The sequence below is a fragment of the Okeania sp. SIO2F4 genome, assembly GCF_010672385.1.
Classification (GTDB): Bacteria; Cyanobacteriota; Cyanobacteriia; order Cyanobacteriales; family Microcoleaceae; genus Trichodesmium.
In genome coordinates this window covers 1-1,901 of the sequence record NZ_JAAHGT010001293.1, presented here as the reverse complement: position 1 = coordinate 1,901, position 1,901 = coordinate 1, and the positions used below count along the sequence as shown (strand labels likewise).

The 1,901-nt window shown below is 39.2% G+C and carries 1 protein-coding gene; it reads right to left on the bottom strand.

The genetic code is table 11. The features are described 5' to 3' along the window. Positions 1–1,157: 1,157 nt before the first annotated feature. On the bottom strand, positions 1,158–1,901 hold a 744-nt coding region (locus F6K22_RS39790; protein WP_293110569.1), incomplete at its 5' end, for a potassium channel family protein.

Genomic DNA, 1,901 nt, shown 5'->3' with positions numbered 1-1,901 from the left:
AATTTTGTCTACATTTCTCACTTCTTTATGTCTAATTCAATACACTTTTCTGAGAAAAAGCCTTTCAAATGACTTACACATAACTTCTATCTAATGTCTACGTTTTATCTCAAGTAAAGATGTTTAAACCATAGCTTTGAAAGGGGGGGGGGGATTTCTCCCCTCTCACTCATCAGGAGAGGGGTTGGGGGAGAGGTCTTCCCTCGTTGCTTGCTCAAACACCCACAATTTTAGTCTAGACACACCAGTAGCTCCAACTAATTGGAGAGTATTTGTCAGAAATATTGGGAGCAGTATTGCGATTTGATGCCTCTTGTAAGACCATAATATCAAAAATCAACTGCATCCACTCTGACCGCTCGGCAAGTTTCCATGGAAACTTGCCCAACCCACAACCTACATTGGGAAGTTAGTGTAACAGATAGCTATGGAAATGACTGTTATGATTCCACATTACTTATTGCAACAACTTATGCAGAATCTAATTATAAGTACTTGTATTAAATTAATTTAACATTTAGTGGAGGTAGGGGTGTTGCACAATCAGGAATGACGAAATCCGAATATTTGATATTTTTGGATAGCTCTTTCCTTAATATTATGTATGTACAGTTGAAAATCTATTATCATTCTATAATATGCAACCCCAGTGGAGCTAGGAAATACCGGATCTGGAAACAAGGAACATAAAATATACCTGAGTAATAAATAATACAAATAATGGTGGTGGTGCTCGCGTAATGGTAAAGGAAGCACCGGGAGTGTAGGGAGATGGGAAGATGGGGGGATGGGGAGATGGGGAGTCTCGGAGAAATTAAAAAATATATATCCTCACCATTACCATGCAGGACTACCCAAATAATTTGACCGAGAAATAAAGGTTTAAAGCCTCTCACTCGCCGTGGAGAAAAAAGCGGTCGAGGGATGGCGAGGTCTCCTCGCCATATCCAATCTCCCCTTGAGAAGAAAAAAATTTCCTTTTTAACCAATCCTCAATGTTTTAAGAAGAGGTAATTATTAATTATTAATTATTAATTATTGAACTACCCACTTAATTACGGAATTACGGAAAGTTTAAAGCTCCTGAGTAAAACCCAGGATCAGAAAAACGACACATTTCAAAACCTTCCGATCTATCTATTTAGTGGATTATTAAACTATTCAACCGCATTACTTATTAGTTGTATAGGCGCATTTCTCCAGAGTTGGTCTAGTCTATTAGCTGGCATCGTTAAGTACAAGACATCACCAGAGTTCAAAGTCGCACTCAACAAATCCCAACCATGGATTTCTTGACCGTTGCTTTCTATATACAAGGGTACAAAGTCAGCACTGTGAGCGGCGTCTTGAGTAACTTTGCCACAGAAAGGATGTCCTGGTGTAATTAAAGTAGCTAATGCTACCCACAAACTATCTGCCGTAATTCCATTGCCCAAAATTCTACCGCCGATCGCTGCAGCAGCAAAAGCAGGAGCTGCTAATTCTGTCGGACTAAGTACAGACTCAAATTCAAAGACTTGTTGCACCATTAGAGCTAAGTGCGGGTCTTGATTTCTCACGACAACTGGTATTTTCGGTACAAGACCTTTCGCACTCAGAGCAATTTCTAAATTAACAATATCATTACCAGTTACAGCTAATAGAGCTTCAGCTTTTTCAATATTGGCAACTTCTAAGGTCGTAGATAAACTTGCATCTCCCTCAATTACAGGTATTTTCATCGATCTGGCAGTATTGAGAAATCGACAGTTAGGATTACGTTCTATTATTACTACTTCATAACCACTAGCAACAAGTTGCTGGGCAATATGTAAACCAATTCCACCAAACCCACAAATAATATAATGATGGCGCAGAGGAATGCGAGCAGCATCCCAATATTCTTGGAAGCGAGTACCTAA